The following is an 18260-nucleotide window of genomic DNA, read 5'->3' on the forward strand; positions in this document are numbered from 1 at the left end:
GAGTTGTTTTAAACAATAGTAATTAGGGCGAACAAAACCCAGCCACCTTACGGAAGCTGAGTTTTCTTACTTGCAAAGCCGTTAATTACTTCTTTTTAGGGGCAAGAACCATGATCATCTGACGACCTTCGATCTTCTTAGGGAAAGATTCCACTACTGCTAAATCAACAGTGTCTTCCTTAAGACGATTTAGAACGTCAACACCGATCTCTTGGTGTGCCATTTCTCGGCCACGGAAGCGAATTGTTACCTTCACTTTGTTGCCTTCTTCAAGGAAACGCGTCAGGTTGCGTAGTTTTACCTGATAGTCTCCAATATCAGTTCCAGGACGGAATTTTACTTCCTTAATCTGGACCTGTTTTTGCTTTTTCTTCTGCTCTTTAGCAGATTTGCTCTTCTCAAAGAGGAATTTACCGTAGTCCATTACACGACATACTGGTGGCTCAGCGTTTGGACTGATTTCTACCAGATCCATACCAGCTTCTTCAGCTGCTGCTACTGCTTCTTGGATAGAAACAACACCAACTGATTCACCATCAGCGCCAGTTAAACGAACTTCACGAACGCCACGAATTTCACCGTTTAAACGATGAGCATTTTGTTTGGCCGGTACTTGGCCGCGTCTTCCGCCTTTAATAGTTTATTCCTCCAGATTGAGCTTACGGCTTGAGATCTCGTCTTGGATGTATGAGATAAAGTCATCCACTTTAAACTTGCCAAGATCTTTGCCTTTACGAGTACGTACTGCGATTTCGCCAGCTTCCATTTCTTGGTCGCCACAAACAAGCATATACGGTACACGCTTCAAAGTATGTTCGCGGATTTTAAAGCCTATCTTCTCATTTCTCAAGTCCGCTTTAGCTCTAATTCCACATTTTTGTAGTTTTTGTGCCACTTCCTGAACATAATCTGACTGCTTATCAGTAATATTCATGATTACAGCCTGCTCTGGCGATAACCAAGTTGGGAAGAAGCCGTAGTATTCTTCAATCAAAATACCGATGAAACGCTCTAGTGAACCAAGAATAGCACGGTGAATCATAACTGGCACTTGGCGCTCGTTATTTTCATCCACGTAAGTGGCTCCTAGACGACCCGGTAGGTTGAAGTCTAGCTGAACTGTACCACACTGCCATGCACGATCTAGACAATCGTAAAGCGTAAATTCAATCTTAGGACCGTAGAACGCGCCTTCGCCTTCTTGAATCTCGTATGGAATATCCATTGATTCTAGAGATAGCTTAAGTGCTTCTTCAGATTGATCCCAGATCTCATCTGAACCTACACGCTTTTCTGGGCGAGTAGATAGCTTAACCACGATGTTAGAGAAGCCGAAAGTTTGGTAGGTATCGTAAACCATCTTGATACAACCCGTAACTTCGTCTTGGATTTGGCTTTCAGTACAGAAGATGTGTGCATCGTCCTGTGTGAAGCCACGTACACGCATAATGCCGTGTAGCGCGCCCGATGGCTCGTTACGGTGACAAGAGCCAAACTCTGCCATACGTAGCGGTAGATCACGGTAAGATTTAAGACCTTGGTTAAAGATCTGTACGTGACCTGGACAGTTCATCGGTTTAATCGCGTATTCACGGTTCTCAGAAGAAGTTGTGAACATCGCATCTGCGTATTTATCCCAGTGACCAGAGCGCTCCCAAAGAACACGATCCATCATTAATGGACCTTTTACTTCTTGGTAATCGTACTCTGTTAGCTTTTGACGTACGAACACTTCTAAGTCACGGAAGATAGACCAACCATTATGATGCCAGAACACCATACCCGGTGCTTCTTGCTGCATGTGGAACAGATCTAACTGTTTACCGATTTTACGGTGGTCACGCTTCGCTGCTTCTTCTAAGCGAGTAAGGTGCGCTTTAAGCGCTTTTTTGTCATGGAAAGCAGTACCGTAGATACGTTGTAGCATCTTGTTGTCACTGTTACCACGCCAGTATGCACCTGCTACGTTCAGTAGCGTGAAGTGCTGACAGAAACCCATATGTGGTACGTGTGGACCACGACACATATCGATGTATTCTTCATGATGGTAAAGACCAGGACGATCATCACGAGAAACGTTCTCGTCTAGGATTTCCATCTTGTATGTTTCACCGCGAGCTTCAAATGCATCGCGAGCTTCCTGCCAGCTAACCTTTTTCTTGATGACTTGGTATTTGGTCTTAGCAAGCTCTTTCATACGCTTTTCAATCTTTTCTAGATCTTCTTGCGTTAGAGAGTGCTCAAGGTCGATATCGTAGTAGAAACCACTATCGATAGTCGGACCAATCGCCATTTTCGCTTCAGGGAAAAGCTGCTTGATCGCGTGACCAAGTAGGTGAGCACAAGAGTGGCGAACGATTTCTAGACCATCTACTTCATCTTTAACTGTGATGATTTCTAGGCTTGCATCTTGTTCGATAAGATCACAAGCATCAACACGGTTACCATCTACACGACCAGCGATGGTTGCTTTCGCAAGACCAGGACCGATAGATTGTGCGACATCAAGAGTAGAAACAGGGTTGTCAAATTGACGCTGACTGCCGTCAGGAAGAGTAATAATAGGCATTTAACTGTCCTTTACAGTGGTGTTGCACACCAAGCAACACATGCAATTTAAAACGTGTCTTTAACTTAGAATTCAAGGAGTAAAGACGAGAGTTCTTTTCCTTTTTCTGCGCAAATACGGATGCACAACTCAGGAACGAACGCGTATTGTAACGAATTAATGTGAAATAACAATCGAAGTCACAGAATTGATTAAGAAAAGTTCAAAAATCGTTCAGGTTAACCAGTAATTAAGCACGGTTCGCGCCTCATCAATCACATCGCTAGCGAGCATACCGACCTGCCCTTCACGCATTGCGATTTGGTCAGCGGCAACACTATGTAGTAGTACGCCGAACTTGGCAGCATTAGATAATGTCAATCCCTGCGCGATCAAGGCTGCAAGAATTCCGGTTAGGACATCTCCCATACCGCCAGTTGCCATTCCTGCATTTCCTGCCTGACAAACTGAGATCTCGTCTCCGTCGAATATTAAGGTTCCCGCGCCTTTCAAGACGATGATACCACCGTATTTCTTATGCAAGTTTCTTACTGCTTGAAAGCGGTCTTGTTCGATGTCAGTGACACTGCAGCCCAGAAGACGCGCCGCTTCACCTGGGTGGGGAGTGAGAATTCGCAAACTATCGGCATTGGGTTGCCGCGCCAAGAGATTAAGGCCGTCCGCATCGATAACTTTTGGTTTTTCTACTCGACTAGCTGCTAAGAACATATCTTGTGCCCAGCTGTCAATTCCAAGCCCCGGCCCCATAGCAATGACATCAGCAAAATCTAACCCACCCTTCAGGGCATCAGCTTCGCCGCCCCACCCCAACGTCATTACCTCTGGGCAGGCAACCTGCAGTGGCAACGCCGAATGGGGGTGACATAACGTACGTATCAGACCAGCACCACTTCGCGCTCCCGCGGTCGCACATAGACGAATCGCGCCCGCATAGCCTTGATTCCCACCCAAGCATAGTAAACGTCCATTGTGCCCTTTGTGAGCTGTCGCGATACGGGGCGGCATCGCTAAGCGAAATTGGCCCGCATCGATAAATCGGCTACTGGCTTCTACGCACTGCCTGAATTCACTCTCAACACCCAGGCCCGCAAAGTGAAGCTTACCTGTGTACGCTCTCGCCTGCCCGGTTGTTAAACCCTGTTTTACGCCAATAAACGCTACCGTGTGTTTTGCAATGATCGCATTTCCCAAGATTTGACCACTGTCGGTACACAAACCGGAAGGAGTATCTATCGCGACAACCGGAACTTGGCTTTCATTGACCTTTGCGATGAGATCTTGAAGGGGCTTCCTGACTTCTCCCGTAAGACCAGTGCCCAATAGTCCATCAATCAACACATCCGCGCTGCTTTTCGACCAATCCAACGAGTCGAACAATTGAATCTCTCCGCCGCACTCCCTCCACTCTTGTTTGGCTTTAGCCGCATCACCAGATATTTTGGTCTCATCACCGAATAAATAGAGAGAAACCTCTAATCCATCTGACTTGGCAAGTTTGGCGACGACAAAGCCATCTCCGCCGTTGTTTCCTGTTCCTGCCATTATCACAATACGCTTTGCACGAGGAAACTCATCTCTCATCAGTTGATAAGTTGCCAGCCCAGCTCGAAGCATTAACGTATACATCTCAACGCCAGCGAGCTTAGCTGCTTGCTGTTCACCGTGTTTAACTTGCTGGCCTGTATACAGTTCTAGAGGAAGTGTTGAGTTCATAAATTCGACGAGGTATTGGAAGATCTTTAAAGCATATACAACAACGCCAAGGAAATCCTTGGCGTTGATTACAGATTATTGCTTTTTGGAGACAAGCGCTTCGGCCGTCGCATCTTGTATAGATAGAAACAAAGAACGAATCTCACCCGTCGGTGTACGCATCGGGTTAAGCGTAATGTTCTGATACATAAAGTCTGCTTGTTGAGTCACAGGACGAACATTTCGGCACTTAAACAAGTATGGACGCTGCTGCCAAGTGATAAAGCTACGACAGCCTAAATCATAAACGGGTTTGGTTTTTAGCTTAAACCAATCTTGAGGAATTTCAGGAAACAGCTCAAACAGAGACTTACCAATCGCATCGTGCGCTTGTATGCCACTGTGATGAGTCATAAACCCATTCCACACTTGAACATTATGATCAGTATCGAGAACCACTAAGCCCAAGTCTACATTTTGCACCATATCCACCATCCAGTGGAACTGCTCAAATTCAGCTGGAAGAGATAACATTAGAAGTCCTCCATTAGGTACGAAAGCTTGTTGTCTAGAAGTGGTAACGATTCATCGACAAACATAAACAGTAAATCACAACGTATCGACGTTCCATCAATGTTGTAGCTCACTTCAAACGTCATCGTTTTCTTAAACACACCGGTCGTTGAAGAAATCACAGAATCAATAGAGATGTGCTGGCCTAACAACACTGGAGAACTTTGGAAGAAGCGCACCTCAGCTTGCTTACCCAAACCATTCAAGAAGGAACCGACCAAAATGTTAGAAACGTCCATTAACAGTTCAAGCTCTTCTAACTCTTCACTATCGGCAGGGACTTTCATTAGTTTTTTAAGGTCGCTGACACTTGAATCACTTAATAGTACCAGCGCTTCACCTGCTATACCTTCCCCACTGAACCCTTGGCACACCCCTGAGACTTGATCGTTTTCCGCTAGATCTCTAAGGGCCATGTGAAGTTCACTGACTTCTAGTATATTTACGTTTGGTAAGGGTAAATGGACAAACACATCAAAGTGTCTTGCCAAGGCGTCAGCCGCTTGACCGATAGATACGTTAGCCACTTCCATATAGATATCGCGGCGGCGAAGTATCGGTAGTTCGACAGAAACAGGCGTGATAATTCTCGGTTGAGTTGGCGGTTCAACTAGCTCTTTAAGCACCTGATTAAGAGCATCTTTATCAATTGGCTTCTGGATAAACGCCTTTGCACCTAGCGTCATCACCCTTTCTTTGGCCTTAGGTTGAATATCGCCTGATACAACCACCACAGGTATATCAATACCTCGATTGCCAATTTCTTCTAATGTGCCAAAACCATCCAACTCTGGCATGGTTAAATCCAAGAACATCAACTTGAATTCATTTTGTTCTAGCTGCTCTAAAGCATCCAATCCATGGACTGCAAAGGTAATATCAGCATTTAGCGAAGCAGGCAGTGAGCGAGCCATTTGCTTTCTCGCCAAAGCGGAGTCATCGCATATAAGTACCGGATAAGACATGCGTACACCTACTCCTATTTATGTAGTTTATTATTTGAGTGTAACAGAAGGTTTGCACACCCGGTACGCTAGGCGGCAAATTTCTTTGAGTAAACAGTAGGTAAGACCACTAGACCAATATTAGGCTTACTCTTCGCCACTCGCTTTTTGATTAAATGAGTCCTCGTCAAATCCTTCATCGCGAAACGTTGACGCAACCTCTCTAAATTTTTCTTCTATTGCTAAGAAGGTATCGACCATCAAGGGTTCGAAATGGCTACCTGAGCCATCAGCAATAATTCCTACCGCTTTCTCATGGGAAAAAGCCGGTTTATATACGCGCTCTGAAATTAGCGCATCATAGACATCAGCAACCGCCATAAGCCGCGCACTCAAAGGAATATCGTAGCCTGACAAACCTTCCGGATAACCGCTACCATCCCACTTTTCTTGGTGACTGTAGGCAATCTCTTTTGCCGTTTGAAGAAAATCACATTTAAAGTCAATAGAGTCCTCAACCGTCAATAGCACTGCTCGACCAAGCGTGGTGTGGAACTTCATCAAATGAAACTCTTCGTCGGTCAATTTACCCGGCTTCAATAGTACACTATCAGGAATACCGACTTTGCCAATGTCATGCAGAGGTGCTGACTTGTAGAGCAGTTCTATTGAGCTCGGACTCAACTCTTCCGTGTAGTGACCATTAATCAGGAGCTCTTCAGCAAGCAGTTTGACGTAGTTTTGCGTGCGACGTATATGGTTTCCTGTTTCGTTGTCTCGTGTTTCCGCCAATGATGCCATCGCGCCTATTGTCGCGTCTTGCAGCATTTCTAACTCTCGAGTACGCTTTTTCACGCGTTGTTCCAAGCTTTCGTTTTGCTCAGACAGCTCTTCCATCGTGAAACGTAGCTTAAGGTGAGTATTGATACGTGATAGCAAGGTCGGTGGGCTGATCGGCTTCAGGATATAATCGACCGCTCCAACTTCAAAGCCACGTTGCTCATCTTCAATCTGAGTTTTAGCGGTGAGAAAGATAACTGGAATGTGCTGGGTATTCGGATTGGCTTTGAGCCTCTCACAGACTTCATAACCATCCATCTCAGGCATCATGATATCTAAAAGGACAATGTCAGGGGATTGATTTTCGCAAATAGCCAGAGCTTGCTGGCCACTCGTTGCCACAATGACTTTGTGATGCGGTTTAAGCAGGCTGCTTAATAACACCCGATTTTCTGCGTTGTCGTCGACAACAAGCACACTCGATACCGAATCAGCCACTTGACTCTCCAAACACTTTATCAATATCTAATGGATAGATACTGATCGCCTTTCTCAATGCCTGACTTGCCGCTAGAAAGTCACAATCGTGAATATTCCGACAGCAGGCTTCGAAGTTCTCCGACTCTAGTAAAGTATTGAGTCGTATGTAGTGCTCGTCAAGAAAGTCGATAGCACTAGAGTCAAATTCATTAAGTAACATATCGAGCCGAGCTATCAGCGCGACACTCTCGTCATCTAAGCTCTCTTTAACTTCAGCGGGATAAGGTCGGCCTAGCCCTTTGCAAACTGCTATAAAAAACGGCTCTAAATGTGCTTCAAGTTCCTCAATTAAGCTTTCAAACTCTTGATTGGTCCCTTCTTCACCCAGTTGTGACTCTAATCGTGCGGCGATATCAGATAATCGTGTTGCCCCTAGATTCCCAGCAGAACCTTTAAGCGTATGTATTAACAGTTTCGCGTGGGGATAATCTTGTTTCTCAAGCGATATGTTTAGACGCTTGCAGAAATCATGTTCTTTATCAACTAGCTGAGAGAGCAATCTTTGATAGAGCACTTCGTTACCTGCAACACGCATTAACCCACTTTTAGCGTCAAGCAACTCAATATCATGAATCGAGTAGCTAGTATCAACAGCACTCTCATTCTCTTGCTCCGATACAGCAAACTGTTGCCTCGAATCTTTAAGATCGAGCTTATCGACACAGCACCTCTTTATCGTCGAATAAAGCGCGTCTGGATCAATCGGTTTAGATACATGCTCGTTCATACCCAAACTTAAACACCTTTCCCTCTCTTCAATCATCGCATGCGCCGTCATGGCAACCAGTGGAATGTCATCGTACAACTCATTGGATCGAATTCTTCGACTAGCCTCGTAACCATCCATAACAGGCATCTGTAGATCCATAAAAATTATGTCAAAGGCATCCCTGTCTTTTTCTAAGATTTCTAACGCTTCTAAGCCGTTGTTGGCCACCGTCACATGAATCGCTTTGTCTTCCATCAGCTCAACCGCAATTTGCTGATTGATCTCATTATCCTCTACGAGCAGTGCGCGCAACCCGTTAAACATACCACCGTCTTTTTCTGCTTTTGATTTATGGCGGGAACTCGACGATGAACCTTGGGGCGCGAATAGGTCCATCAATAGATCAAACAGAAATGACTGTCCTATCGGTTTCGCCAGGAATCCTGCAATATCTAAATCGTCTAGTTCATTGGAGATGTCATCTTTGTCATAAGCAGTAACAATGACCATTTGGGGTTGATGCTGCGGTTTGATTTGTTGGCGGATCAGCTTTGTTGCCTCAATACCACTCATTTCAGGCATCTTCCAATCCATGAACACTAGGTTATAAGGCTCTCCAGCCGCTGAGGCGCGTTCAAGCTCTTGCAGTGCTTTTTGTCCGCTGTTGACCATAGCTGGCTTATTAGGCAAGACATCCAGTAAATCTTCCATAATGAGTAGCGCATGTTCATTATCATCTACAGCTAAAGCTTTTACTGATTGGAGCGTATCTGGAACCACCAAACATTTATCTTGATTGGCTTCTTCAAATCCAACGAGGACGCAAAATGAAAAACAGCTGCCTTGATTAGGCGTACTATCAACTCGAATTTCACCATTCATAAGCTCGACCAGTCTTCTGCATATTGATAGTCCCAACCCTGTACCTCCATAACGCCGGGTAGTAGAACCATCTGCCTGAGTAAATGCATTGAATAACTTGTCAGCTTGCTCCTTTGACATTCCAATTCCGGTATCCTGAACGTCTAAGCATAAGTAAATCTGACCATCCGACTCAGGGCGGACATTGACCGACACCGCTATCTCGCCCTGCTCTGTAAACTTAACCGCGTTGTTCACCAAGTTAATGATAATTTGCCCCAAGCGAAGCGGGTCGCCTTTAATCACTTTCGGTACATCTTTTGAGACTTTAAACAGAAGCTCTAGGCCTTTTTCAAACGCTTTTTGACCCGTCACCATAGAAACATTGTGCAAAACATCATCGAGATAAAAGTCGATCTCTTCAATGGTAAGTTTGCCAGCTTCTATTTTGCTGAAGTCGAGAATATCGTTGATGATACCGAGCAGTAGAGAAGCTGAATTGTGGATCTTAGACAAATAGTCGTGTTGTTTGGGTGAAAGGTCTGTTTTCAACGCAAGGTGAGACATACCAATGATCGCGTTCATAGGCGTGCGAATTTCGTGGCTCATGTTGGCTAAGAACATGGACTTTACTTCAACCGCTTCCTCTGCTTTCGCACGAGCCTTCGTAAGCTCATCTTCGACTAACTTCCTCGAAGTCACATCACGCAAAAACATGGCTGCACAACACTGGTCATCAAACCAAAAAATGCTAATCCCAAGATCTATTGGAATCATTCTTCCATCTTTGGTGAACGTTTCAACTTCAAAGAAACCGCCACTGACCTTATCTTGATCATCAATAGAAAGCTCACCACTCAAGATTTCTTCTAGGTCTTTTGGCAACTCGACTTTGAGTAATTCACATAAGTTCTTGCCGGTGACTTCCTGGGAAGTAAAGCCATAAGTCTCCTGCGCCGTCTTATTCCACATGACAATTTTCTGGTACGCATCAATAATAACGACGCTCGATGGAGCCCCATCAATAATAGTACTCGACAAGGCCTCAGAGGCTTTCAGATCTTTCGTTCGACGCTCAATTTCCGCTTCTAAACCTTGTTGGTGCTCTGCTAAAGCCAAGTTTTTTTGTTGCAACTCTTCTAGCAACTCATCCCGTGATTTTTCTCCTAGTATGCTTGCTATAGCGGTACGTTGCTGGGTAGTAAGCGCTGTACCTAACCGGATTCGCCAAATTAAACTCTGTTTGGAGACCTGAACATCCAGTATTGGAATCGCTAAATGGGGAATAGGTGTGGTAAGTTCAGGACAGCGCCATTCAAACATCAGCATTTCATCATCCAATGCCGCTATCAATTGAATTTTGTCTGTAAGTGTAAAGAGATACCGAGGGATTTCACTGCCAAGCATTAGGAATTGGTCACGTTCGATGTGTTGGTAACCAATGACATCCAATATTGAAACAATTTTTCTGCGCAATGCAATTCTAGACACATCACTATTGGCAACAGTTAGGTGATATTGGTTAGTCATGAGAGAACCTCACAACTATTGCGGTTGCATCATCAAAGGGCTTACTGAAAGACTCAATAAAATAAGAGGAGATGTAATCCAAAGCTTTGCCATTGGCATGCTCTAACTCAGACTGAGAAATGTTTTCTTTGACACCATCTGTCGTCAAGAGAAAGGTGGAGTCGTTAGTAAATTCGAATTCAAAATGCCTTAGATTCGGTAAGGTCTCACCCACGATCCCCGCTTGAGCATGGAAACTCGTTCCTTTATCTCCAAGCCGACGAACAAGAGTGTTTCCCACACCTAAACCATAGCCTTTTAACTTGGTTGAATCGAAAAAAACTATGGTCATGGCTGCACCTAAAGTTCCGGCTAAGAATTGATGGGCTTGACGCATTGTCCAATCAATATCAGCGCTGCCACTAGCATCAAGAAACTGTTCTAATTGTCGGGCTAACTGAGCGGCTTTTACTCCATGACCTAAAACATCAATAATTGTGACCAGTAGCCCGTTGTCTAGCTTACAGATATGAAAGCCATCTCCGGCTTCCGGTTCATCTCGATATGGGACGCACTTGACGCTGTATTGGAACCCCATATTAGTTCTTCCACTTGGTAATAGTGACAATTGTCCCTATTTCAGGTGAAGACTGAATATCAAAGTCATCCATCATTCTCACTACACCAGGAAGCCCAAGCCCCAAAGATTGCCCGGTCGAATAATTGTCTTTCAACGCACTTGTCAAATCGCTAATTCCATCCCCGGAATCTGAGGCGATAATCTTCAAGCCAATATTTAGCGAAGTTTCAACTTGGTGAATAGATACCTCACCTTCTCCCGCATATTTCACAATATTAGTGGCAAGTTCAGATACCGACGTAGCTAACTCACTTACAAAAGCAGCGCTGTACCCAAGCTGCTGAGCTATAGTGTACACAGCCAATACAACACTCATGACATCTGACTCTGACGTAACATGATGCGTTTCTATCACTTTTGCAGGAGCACTAGAATCAATCAATGACGCCTCCTATCAGTTGTAAACCATCGTCAATACTCTGCACACAAGGCAGCTGCTCGGTATGATAGCCAATGTTAACCAATGCCATTGCAATACCAGGTCGTATACCAACAAACAGACAGCGCCTACCCATAACTCGTACCGTTTTTGCAATGGTAAACAGCTTATCGAAATCGGCGCGATCTAAGGTTTTCACTTCCGACAAATCAATCAGTACACCACTAATCGAGTGGCTTGCGACTTTTTCTAGCAAGTGAAAGCGAAAGTCATCTAAGACTTCATCACTCAAGTCGACTTGAATCGTCGCAACAAGAACATTCTGTAACTGACTTATGGAAATAGACTTCTTCATTATTATGCTAAGCCTCAAACTAAGAGAGTGCTTTTAGTGCCTGTACGTTTAACCCCATCATTTCAAATGCATTTTCTAATGCATCCCTTAAGGTAGCATTGGTTTGTACTTCTCCAACGTTGATACCAAGCTGAACCATGGTTTGCGCAATTGACGGTGAAACGCCCGACACTAAACAATCACACCCCATCAATTTGGTGGCTTTGGTAATCTTAATAAAGTGATTGGCAACGGCGGTATCGACAACCGCAACACCTGAGATATCCATAATGAAAATTTTAGCGCGGTGTTCGGATATTTTGTTGAGCACAGCCGACATAATGTCTTGCGCCCGCTTGGAATCAATGATCCCCACAATAGGAAGCATTAAAATGTCTTGCCACACCATGGTCACCGGCGTAGACATTGCCAGAAGCGCTTCGCTCTGTTCCGCAATACGGCGATTGATTAAGCGTGAATAAGTATCAACTACGATTGTGGTATCTAAATGAAGCAGTTTCGTAAAGGCTGTTACAAGCGAGCTGTATTCATCACTATATAAACTTCCGTCGTACATCCTTTTAGTGAAGATAACCATCGAGATATTCATACCTGCGAAGTATGTGGGTAAAGGCAAACCAACACGCGCATGCACCTCTCCTACATCTCGGCGCTGTTTAACATATTCGTCGTCTACTTTGGCTTTGAAAAATGTACTCCAATACTCAATTTGCGCATTCTGAACCCGTTTCAACTTTTTGTCGTCTGCAAAAAACTGTGTATATTCGGGTTGATTTTCTAGCCAGTCATAAAAGTGACCCACATAGTCATGCAGTTTAGGCAACATTAGATCGCCAAACTTACGGATAAGCGCCAAGTCTGCCTCTGTTAAATCGTGCAACTTAAGTAAGCTGTCCGCACTTGTATATGAACCAACCGACTTATTGTTTGACATCCTTGCTTCCTCATCTTTAATCGCCACTTCGTGAAGGCTTCAACTAAAGTCGTAACAATTGACTATGCAATTAAGCTTAGACCACATAATTGACGTGACAAATAACAAAAGAATCAAAAACAAAATTAATCCCTAGTAATTAGGTCAAGTATTCAATTTGTTCATATACTGAATGGAACTCGGTCATTAGAAATCGTTTTATAAAAGGAAGTAATAGGGGAACCTTATGCGCGTAAACCAACCCGTAACCCAAAGGGAAGTCACGTATCCGCCAGAATACAATTTACTCTCTATCACTAAGCCAAGCAGCCATATCACCTATGCAAGCCAGGATTTTTGCGAAGTCGCTGGATATACGTTGGATGAGTTAGTGGACCAACCCCATAACATCGTCCGACACCCAGATATGCCACCAGCAGCCTTTGAAAACATGTGGGGTTATCTAAAACAAGGTAACTCATGGATGGGATTGGTGAAAAACCGCTGTAAAAATGGTGACCACTACTGGGTTGATGCCTTTGCTTCCCCGATAAAAGAGAATGGCAAAACGGTCGAGTATCAATCGGTGAGACTTGCGCCTAAGAGAGAGCACGTCAAAAATGCCGAAAAGATTTATGCACAGCTCAATCAAGGCAATACCCCTCTTCAGCTTAAACTACCTCGAACTCGGTTGTGGCAGCGAATGGCAAGCGTTATGTTGTTGATAGCCATAGCAGCAAGTGCTATCGCCTCCTTTTCCCCCACTACTGCTATCTGGGTATTTTTTGCTCTTAGTACCGCCACTGCCTACGCACAAACAAGACGCTTAGAAGAACTTTCGGCCCAAGCGCGGAAAGTTTTCGACAACCCTTTAATGGAGTTGGTATACAACAAACGGGTAGACGATATTTCAGAGATTCAACTTGCATTTAAGATGCGCCAATCAGAAATCAATTCCATAGTTGGCCGAATCCAAGACTCTAACCAACAAATATCAAAGGCGGCGAGTTCCTCGGCTAAAAACTGTGAGACAACCGCAGAGAACCTTGTTGGTCAAACTTCGGAGACAGAACAAGTTGCCGCTGCGATCAATGAAATGCACTCTACCGCTAACGAAATAGCTCAAAATGCGCAAAGCGCTTCGGATGTCACAGAACAAGCAAGTACCGCTGCAAATGAAGGTAGAGCTTCCGTTACTCAAACTATCGATTCAATCAGTGAGCTATCCAAACAACTGGGTGTGGCTTCTGAGGTTATCCAACAGTTGGTAGAGCATGGTAGAACTATCGGCGAAGTTCTGGTCATCATCCAAGGTGTCGCAGAGCAAACCAACTTACTAGCACTCAATGCAGCGATTGAGGCAGCGCGTGCGGGTGAACAAGGTCGAGGTTTTGCCGTAGTAGCAGATGAAGTCCGCCAATTAGCTCAACGAAGCCACGAGTCAACAGAGGAGATCCAGAACATCATCAAGCTCATTCAAGCCAGCACTGAAAGAGCAGTTCAAGCCATGAATGAAGGCAATCAACTTTCAGACATCTGTGTCGATTGTGCTAATACTTCCGGAGATAAACTGGATGCCCTACTTCATCAAGTGACAGATATCTCTGACCGAAACAATCAAATCGCTACTGCGATTGAAGAAATGGCACGAGTGACAGATGAAATGAACTCTAGCGTTCAATCAATCAGTGATGTTTGCGCAGCAACCAATGTGTTAGCAAGTGATACTAAAGACGAATGTGAAGGACTGGTCGAAAACTTAGACTCACAAGGAAAGCTTGTAACCCAGTTTAGAAAGCTATAGCTACCGATAGTAGGTTTCTATAGGATCAAAAAAGCCTTCCGAAGAAGGCTTTTTTTGACTATTGAGCCATTCGAATCAGTGAACGACCAATTAACCACTCAAGTTCTTTTGCACTACCATCACCGAGCTTCTCTTCACAAACCTTGTAAAGGCGCTCAATACCATTGCTGGCAAACTCATGTGTACTTTGAGAAGTCACAATGTGGTGGAATAGTAGACGTAGGATCGCACGAAACTCTTCGTTATCTAGCGCAGCTACCCAGCTAGATGAAAATGCTTCCAGCCCGTTTTCAAAATTAACGTGCTCGACAAACATTTTAAAAATGCGACCATCCAGTGCAGCAGTGAAGTCAGTCTTCTTCGGAAAGTGGTGACTAATACCCGTTCTTGATACACCTGTCTGTTGGCTTAATGTTGTGTACGACATCTTGTCGTAACCGAGTCGTAATAGTTGGTCTACTACCGCATCCATTATTTTCTGGATGGTGATCTCAGTATCTTCTTTACTACGCTTTGGCATGTTTAGGCTCTTCTCTCTGTATATCCGTCTTTAATTATTGACGTCCAATGTCACTAACTTCCGTTTTAGTATCGTACGTCATTTTTCAACGTAAAAGACCAAACCACAATTAAACCATACGGCTTATCTAATTGTTGTGTAATGCAAGCTAATTTTCCATAAATAACCATTGACGATATTTATGAAATCAAAGGACGTTATCTTTTTGTTTATATAATATTGAGCGACCGATAATCTTACAATTTGTTGGTGCTTACAACTAACTGAATAGCATTCTGACGCGAGAATGACATGAATTTTCGTGATTTATTGATCTAAATCACACTTAGCGCTAACCAATTCGTCGTGTTTATGTTTGCGCAAAATTTCAGCAAACAATAGATCATACTGTTATTTACTCTATTGCTAGCAGAGTCCTTTTTATGGATTCAGATCTAATTACTGGGTAATATAGCCCTATTATTTGTAAGAGGATTGATTTGAGATGAGCACTGAACCAGAACAAGTATGCGAAGCATGTGGCTGTGCAGGCGAAATGGGTTTCATCATTAAAGAAGGTGATGATGTTGCCGAAGTAACTATCTTTGCAGCTGGCCAAACACTACTACAGGCAGAACTGGATAGGTATGTTGAGTTAGCCAAGCAAGTTTGTGCGGCTGTTGAATTTGAAGTGTCTCCTATCACTGAAGAATCAACTGAGCTAACGGCTCGTTTTAAGTTTGAGGTAAGTGCTGAGAAACTGATCTTTGAACTAAAAACTCGCTCTCTAGCGCGATAATCAACTATTTGATTTTTATCTAAAACGGGCTATTCAGCCCGTTTTTTTATTTCAACAAGCCAATATCATTGCACTATTTAAGCCTAGACTTAATATTAGGTATCACTCTCACAAACCTCGTTCGACTATGCTGCGTATTCTGTTTTCAATCTTGTTAGTCGTATTCTCTCTGAATACCCATGCTGTCGCTCTAGATCAATTTCGTATTCTTAACCATCTAGATAACTATGGTAACTTAGATCTGCGCAATAAGCCCTATACCGAATTGCCCAGTGGCTTGGTGGTCAAAGGGAATCTGAACATTGCCAAAACCTCGATTAAACGTATCCCCAAAGGCGTGGATATTCAGGGCAGTCTGACTGCGACTAACTGCAGCCTAAGCAAGATTGATAAAGGGGTAAAAATCAAAGGTTATGCTAACCTGCTAGGCTCCAAAATCACAAGGTGGCCTTCTGGCGTAAAAGTCGGCGGCTATATCAACCTAACTGATACCCCGCTCACCTCTTTGCCGCCGAGATTGCGCGTAAAAGGGGATCTCAGCGTGATACGAACTCCACTTGAAACGTTACCTGAAGGGATAACCATCGATGGCAATCTGTATATCGGCGGGTCAAAGATTACGACATTCCCCGACACCATGACTGTAAACGGCAATATTTTTCTTGGTGGTAACCGTATTTCGAAATGGCCGACAAATTTAACCTTAGGCGGCGCAGTCGCCCCTTAGTAGTAGATACACTTTACAGAATATTGTTTAAGATAATTAGGCATTACGTAATGAAATGATACAACTGTCATCGCTCACATATCGCACAGCCAGTAGTTATCATGTATAATCTAACGCTAAAGTAAGCCGCCACATTTCTGACTTACAATTGACTCAAACGACTAGATTGCATACGCGCTAGTCTTTACACTGTGGCAGAATAAAAAACAAGCAATGTCTAAGGCGTTCCGTAGGTTCGCCTTTTTCCCGTCTTCATATTCATAGACGTATAGTAGTGTACTTAATATGGAACAAGATAAATTCACCAATATTTATCGATTGCCAACGGCCGTACAGATCCGTATAGGCAAATGGCAGCAGACGTTCAACGGCACCTCTGATCTTGTCATGCACCAAGCAATCGAAGTTAGGAATAAGCAATACCGAAAACCTAATTTTTTTCCGTCAGGTTGGAGTGTCCAACTTTTTGATAAAAACGATATCTCGATTACCAATCATGGTAAGTACATTCAAACTGCAATGCGCACCATGATGGACCGTAAAGTGTCATACAAGCGTATTTACTTATCAAGATTGCCTATTGAAGAGGCTGAGCCGGGTTTGATTGCATTTAAACAAGAATGGATTTCGAAGCACAATCGCGTGGCACGTAAATACAATCAAATTAAGAAGAAGCAATTCATCCGCTTCGCTCTTGAAGAAGCAGAGACACTGTATCCTTCGATTGAGAAAGGTGAATTCGATCTTCAATTGTGGAACAAGTTGGTGGTTTCTGAACTGGGAAGCCCTAAAAAGTTCGACAACCCATACTTTGTCAAAAAAGCCAAAGTCTAACCGCATAAGGACAGCGCAACGCTGTCCTTAGTACTTATCGAGTATTTGTTGATAGCGACTGATACCCGACTCATCTTCTTTCTTCAGCAACTCAAGCCCTTTTTGTAGCTTATCGACGATTTCTTTGTCTGTATTGCGATTAACGGCAAAATATAAATCCCCTTCCTTAACCACATATACAGCTTCAAATATGCTTGGGTCTACACCTGCTTGACGCGACCACCAATAAGCAGCGCGATCGGCATAGACAAGCAGATCAATACGCTTTTTCATTAACTGTTCAGCCAAGACGGTGACGTAAGAGGCCTCTTGCATCGAGTTTCTCGGAATACCGAGTTCTAGTAAGCTTTGCTCACCGATATCGTCTCGGATTACACCAATACGGTACTTAGCCATATCAAGCGCATCGTTAATCTTGATGTTTGAGTCTTTTCTTGCAAGGACAACCACTTTGATATCAACGATCGGCCCCACCCACTGAAACAACTTTTCACGATGTTCAGAACGTGTCGTAGAAAAAAGTACGGAATTCTTGTGTGTCAACACGGTGCGATACGAACGCGCCCAAGGTTGAAGAGTCATTTGAGAGAGCGTGACAGGTTCGCCAACTAAGGCACTCGCCGCCATCAGTATCTCGACGGAATACCCAGTAATTATATCGTCTTTGAGAAAGTTGGCAGGCGGATAGGCCTCAGTATAAAACGAGACTTCTCGCAGATCGTTTTCCTTACTCAGCACGCTTGGAGATAACAACCAAACGGCAAGCGCCATAAGCAAGTGGTAAACAGAGATGTTGTGAATCACAATGTTCTCCCCCTAATTGCCATCTAATACTAAAGTTAGTCTACGGATGACCAGTTCTAAAGGAGGAAAAAGAATTAAATTAGACCGTTTCGACTTAAGCCGCGCTTAACACTTGAGCACATTTTGCCGAATCGACGAATCTCATCGAACTGCGGAGTGATGCCTCTATCTATCGCTGACTCCCAATAACTCAGCTCAGAGTCCACCATTTCTAACAACTTCTTTGGACAGCCGACGCAATTACCTTTGGTGCCACACACAAACGTTTCTGGCGCATAAAGAGGTAAGGTATTTTTTACCTGCTCAATAATGCCTTTCATTGCGGCTAC

General features: G+C 43.9%; 18 protein-coding genes. 4 read left to right on the plus strand and 14 right to left on the minus strand.

From position 1 onward, the window contains the following. Positions 1-85 precede the first annotated feature (85 nt). The 11 genes from infC to AC6R00_RS17605 form a co-directional block, all read right to left on the minus strand. A complete protein-coding gene (gene infC, locus AC6R00_RS17555; RefSeq protein WP_071881323.1) occupies positions 86-637 on the minus strand; it encodes a translation initiation factor IF-3 in 552 nt (183 codons plus the stop codon). 3 nt (positions 638-640) lie between these two features. Continuing rightward, positions 641-2569: a threonine--tRNA ligase gene (thrS, locus tag AC6R00_RS17560; protein WP_004748569.1), complete on the minus strand. Its 1929-nt coding sequence runs from the start codon at positions 2567-2569 to the stop codon at positions 641-643. A 213-nt stretch (positions 2570-2782) separates the two neighbouring features. After that, a complete protein-coding gene (locus tag AC6R00_RS17565; RefSeq protein ID WP_500641375.1) occupies positions 2783-4282 on the minus strand; it encodes an NAD(P)H-hydrate dehydratase in 1500 nt (499 codons plus the stop codon). Between the two features lie 75 nt (positions 4283-4357). Then, a complete protein-coding gene (locus AC6R00_RS17570; protein WP_239853429.1) occupies positions 4358-4795 on the minus strand; it encodes a PAS domain-containing protein in 438 nt (145 codons plus the stop codon). Continuing rightward, a complete protein-coding gene (locus tag AC6R00_RS17575) occupies positions 4795-5799 on the minus strand; it encodes a response regulator (protein WP_004748566.1) in 1005 nt (334 codons plus the stop codon). The genes AC6R00_RS17570 and AC6R00_RS17575 overlap by 1 nt, the downstream gene beginning before the upstream one ends. 126 nt (positions 5800-5925) lie before the next feature. Next, entirely contained in the window at positions 5926-7056 is a 1131-nt protein-coding gene (locus AC6R00_RS17580) for a response regulator (RefSeq protein WP_500641376.1), read from the minus strand. Then, entirely contained in the window at positions 7049-10198 is a 3150-nt protein-coding gene (locus tag AC6R00_RS17585) for a hybrid sensor histidine kinase/response regulator (protein WP_500641377.1), read from the minus strand. The genes AC6R00_RS17580 and AC6R00_RS17585 overlap by 8 nt, the downstream gene beginning before the upstream one ends. After that, positions 10191-10775 carry a SpoIIE family protein phosphatase gene (locus tag AC6R00_RS17590; RefSeq protein WP_500641378.1) on the minus strand — a complete coding sequence of 195 codons (585 nt, stop codon included), beginning with the start codon at positions 10773-10775 and terminating at the stop codon, positions 10191-10193. Before AC6R00_RS17590 ends, AC6R00_RS17585 begins: the two co-directional genes overlap by 8 nt. Before the next feature lies 1 nt (position 10776). Further along, complete coding sequence (locus AC6R00_RS17595) at positions 10777-11199, minus strand: anti-sigma regulatory factor (protein ID WP_500641379.1); 423 nt, start codon at positions 11197-11199, stop codon at positions 10777-10779. Then, positions 11192-11551 (minus strand): STAS domain-containing protein, encoded by a 360-nt coding sequence (locus AC6R00_RS17600; RefSeq protein ID WP_500641380.1) that lies wholly within the window; start codon positions 11549-11551, stop codon positions 11192-11194. Before AC6R00_RS17600 ends, AC6R00_RS17595 begins: the two co-directional genes overlap by 8 nt. A 19-nt stretch (positions 11552-11570) precedes the next feature. Beyond that, positions 11571-12485 carry a protoglobin domain-containing protein gene (locus tag AC6R00_RS17605; RefSeq protein WP_500641381.1) on the minus strand — a complete coding sequence of 305 codons (915 nt, stop codon included), beginning with the start codon at positions 12483-12485 and terminating at the stop codon, positions 11571-11573. Between the two features lie 226 nt (positions 12486-12711). Here AC6R00_RS17605 and AC6R00_RS17610 point away from each other — a divergent pair, with 226 nt between their 5' ends. Then, positions 12712-14268: a methyl-accepting chemotaxis protein gene (locus tag AC6R00_RS17610; protein ID WP_500641382.1), complete on the plus strand. Its 1557-nt coding sequence runs from the start codon at positions 12712-12714 to the stop codon at positions 14266-14268. Between the two features lie 58 nt (positions 14269-14326). Here the strand turns inward: AC6R00_RS17610 and AC6R00_RS17615 are convergent, their stop codons facing one another. After that, positions 14327-14788, minus strand: a complete 462-nt coding sequence (locus AC6R00_RS17615; protein ID WP_500641383.1) for a TetR/AcrR family transcriptional regulator — start codon at positions 14786-14788, stop codon at positions 14327-14329. Positions 14789-15272: 484 nt separating this feature from the next. On the opposite strand from AC6R00_RS17615, the gene AC6R00_RS17620 reads away from it, so the two are divergent. The 3 genes from AC6R00_RS17620 to AC6R00_RS17630 all read left to right on the plus strand — a co-directional run bounded on the left by AC6R00_RS17620 (position 15273) and on the right by AC6R00_RS17630 (position 17127). Then, complete coding sequence (locus AC6R00_RS17620) at positions 15273-15566, plus strand: YfcZ/YiiS family protein (protein WP_500641384.1); 294 nt, start codon at positions 15273-15275, stop codon at positions 15564-15566. A gap of 127 nt (positions 15567-15693) precedes the next feature. Continuing rightward, a complete protein-coding gene (locus tag AC6R00_RS17625) occupies positions 15694-16293 on the plus strand; it encodes a hypothetical protein (protein WP_500641385.1) in 600 nt (199 codons plus the stop codon). Between the two features lie 285 nt (positions 16294-16578). After that, on the plus strand, positions 16579-17127 hold the full coding sequence (locus AC6R00_RS17630; protein WP_500641386.1) for an MSHA operon transcriptional regulator: 549 nt from the start codon (positions 16579-16581) through the stop codon (positions 17125-17127). Between the two features lie 27 nt (positions 17128-17154). Here the strand turns inward: AC6R00_RS17630 and AC6R00_RS17635 are convergent, their stop codons facing one another. Both AC6R00_RS17635 and AC6R00_RS17640 read right to left on the minus strand, forming a co-directional pair. Then, positions 17155-17898, minus strand: a complete 744-nt coding sequence (locus AC6R00_RS17635) for a substrate-binding periplasmic protein (protein ID WP_500641447.1) — start codon at positions 17896-17898, stop codon at positions 17155-17157. Positions 17899-18005: 107 nt separating this feature from the next. Continuing rightward, entirely contained in the window at positions 18006-18251 is a 246-nt protein-coding gene (locus tag AC6R00_RS17640; RefSeq protein WP_069669160.1) for a hypothetical protein, read from the minus strand. Positions 18252-18260: the final 9 nt, after the last annotated feature.

The sequence above is a fragment of the Vibrio sp. R10-SF1-ISO8 genome (assembly GCF_059833805.1).

What these genes read in the sequence shown, in the direction of transcription:
- thrS (WP_004748569.1), bottom strand. Translation starts at nt 2,569, where the DNA reads ATGCCTATTATTACTCTTCCTGACGGCAGTCAGCGTCAATTTGACAAC.
- AC6R00_RS17565 (WP_500641375.1), bottom strand. Translation starts at nt 4,282, where the DNA reads ATGAACTCAACACTTCCTCTAGAACTGTATACAGGCCAGCAAGTTAAA.
- AC6R00_RS17570 (WP_239853429.1), bottom strand. Translation starts at nt 4,795, where the DNA reads ATGTTATCTCTTCCAGCTGAATTTGAGCAGTTCCACTGGATGGTGGAT.
- AC6R00_RS17575 (WP_004748566.1), bottom strand. Translation starts at nt 5,799, where the DNA reads ATGTCTTATCCGGTACTTATATGCGATGACTCCGCTTTGGCGAGAAAG.
- AC6R00_RS17585 (WP_500641377.1), bottom strand. Translation starts at nt 10,198, where the DNA reads ATGACTAACCAATATCACCTAACTGTTGCCAATAGTGATGTGTCTAGA.
- AC6R00_RS17590 (WP_500641378.1), bottom strand. Translation starts at nt 10,775, where the DNA reads ATGGGGTTCCAATACAGCGTCAAGTGCGTCCCATATCGAGATGAACCG.
- AC6R00_RS17600 (WP_500641380.1), bottom strand. Translation starts at nt 11,551, where the DNA reads ATGAAGAAGTCTATTTCCATAAGTCAGTTACAGAATGTTCTTGTTGCG.
- AC6R00_RS17605 (WP_500641381.1), bottom strand. Translation starts at nt 12,485, where the DNA reads ATGTCAAACAATAAGTCGGTTGGTTCATATACAAGTGCGGACAGCTTA.
- AC6R00_RS17610 (WP_500641382.1), top strand. Translation starts at nt 12,712, where the DNA reads ATGCGCGTAAACCAACCCGTAACCCAAAGGGAAGTCACGTATCCGCCA.
- AC6R00_RS17615 (WP_500641383.1), bottom strand. Translation starts at nt 14,788, where the DNA reads ATGCCAAAGCGTAGTAAAGAAGATACTGAGATCACCATCCAGAAAATA.
- AC6R00_RS17620 (WP_500641384.1), top strand. Translation starts at nt 15,273, where the DNA reads ATGAGCACTGAACCAGAACAAGTATGCGAAGCATGTGGCTGTGCAGGC.
- AC6R00_RS17625 (WP_500641385.1), top strand. Translation starts at nt 15,694, where the DNA reads ATGCTGCGTATTCTGTTTTCAATCTTGTTAGTCGTATTCTCTCTGAAT.
- AC6R00_RS17630 (WP_500641386.1), top strand. Translation starts at nt 16,579, where the DNA reads ATGGAACAAGATAAATTCACCAATATTTATCGATTGCCAACGGCCGTA.
- AC6R00_RS17635 (WP_500641447.1), bottom strand. Translation starts at nt 17,898, where the DNA reads ATGGCGCTTGCCGTTTGGTTGTTATCTCCAAGCGTGCTGAGTAAGGAA.
- AC6R00_RS17640 (WP_069669160.1), bottom strand. Translation starts at nt 18,251, where the DNA reads ATGAAAGGCATTATTGAGCAGGTAAAAAATACCTTACCTCTTTATGCG.